Genomic DNA, 1,631 nt, shown 5'->3' on the forward strand with positions numbered 1-1,631 from the left:
GAAACACCACCTACGCACTTTCACCAGGACAACCGTCGCCTGGCCCACCTAGCCTTCTCCGTCCCCCCATCGCAATTACAAGTCGTGCAGGAATATTAACCTGCTTCCCATCGACTACGCCTTTCGGCCTCGCCTTAGGGGTCGACTCACCCTGCCCCGATTAACGTTGGACAGGAACCCTTGGTCTTCCGGCGAGGAGGCTTTTCACCCCCTTTATCGTTACTTACGTCAGCATTCGCACTTCTGATATCTCCAGCATACCTCTCGATACACCTTCGCAGACTTACAGAACGCTCCCCTACCACTCACACATAAGTGTGAATCCGCGGCTTCGGTGCCTGGTTTGAGCCCCGTTACATCTTCCGCGCAGGCCGACTCGACTAGTGAGCTATTACGCTTTCTTTAAATGATGGCTGCTTCTAAGCCAACATCCTAGCTGTCTGAGCCTTCCCACATCGTTTCCCACTTAACCAGAACTTTGGGACCTTAGCCGGCGGTCTGGGTTGTTTCCCTCTTCACGACGGACGTTAGCACCCGCCGTGTGTCTCCCGGATATTACTTACTGGTATTCGGAGTTTGCATGGGGTTGGTAAGTCGGGATGACCCCCTAGCCCAAACAGTGCTCTACCCCCAGTAGTATTCGTCCGAGGCGCTACCTAAATAGCTTTCGGGGAGAACCAGCTATCTCCGAGTTTGATTGGCCTTTCACCCCCAGCCACAGGTCATCCCCTAACTTTGCAACGTTAGTGGGTTCGGTCCTCCAGTTGATGTTACTCAACCTTCAACCTGCCCATGGCTAGATCACCCGGTTTCGGGTCTACACCTTGCAACTAGACGCCCAGTTAAGACTCGGTTTCCCTACGGCTCCCCTATACGGTTAACCTCGCTACAAAATGTAAGTCGCTGACCCATTATACAAAAGGTACGCAGTCACCCCGAAGGGCTCCCACTGCTTGTACGTACACGGTTTCAGGTTCTATTTCACTCCCCTCACAGGGGTTCTTTTCGCCTTTCCCTCACGGTACTGGTTCACTATCGGTCAGTCAGGAGTATTTAGCCTTGGAGGATGGTCCCCCCATATTCAGACAGGATGTCACGTGTCCCGCCCTACTCGATTTCACATCAAGGTTGTTTTCGTGTACGGGGCTATCACCCTGTATCGCCGGCCTTTCCAGGACCGTTCCACTAACTTCCAAGATGCTTAAGGGCTAATCCCCGTTCGCTCGCCGCTACTGAGGGAATCTCGGTTGATTTCTTTTCCTCGGGGTACTTAGATGTTTCAGTTCTCCCGGTTCGCCTCTGTTACCTATGTATTCAGTAACAGATACCCGAGTTATCTCGGGTGGGTTTCCCCATTCGGAAATCTGTGAGTAATAGCGTCTCTTACCGACTTCTCACAGCTTATCGCAGGTTAGTACGTCCTTCATCGCCTCTGACTGCCAAGGCATCCACCATGTACGCTTAGTCACTTAACCATACAACCCCAAGAAGTGTCGGTGAAACCGGCACAGCCTGTTGTCGTACAACAAGGACCAAATAAAATTTGGTTTTCGCCAAGAAGTTTCCAAAGCACTTGTAACAAATGTTTGAGAACTACTTTTTAAATCAGCTTTCCAGATTGTTAAAGAGCA

General features: G+C 51.3%; 1 rRNA gene. It reads right to left on the reverse strand.

From position 1 onward, the window contains the following. A 23S ribosomal RNA gene (locus G5287_RS20725) occupies nucleotides 1–1,475 on the reverse strand; the annotation flags it as partial. Nucleotides 1,476–1,631 lie beyond the last annotated feature (156 nt).

Source organism: Aeromonas sp. 603079 (genome assembly GCF_049172135.1).
In the GTDB taxonomy this organism is placed as follows: Bacteria; Pseudomonadota; Gammaproteobacteria; order Enterobacterales; family Aeromonadaceae; genus Aeromonas; species Aeromonas veronii.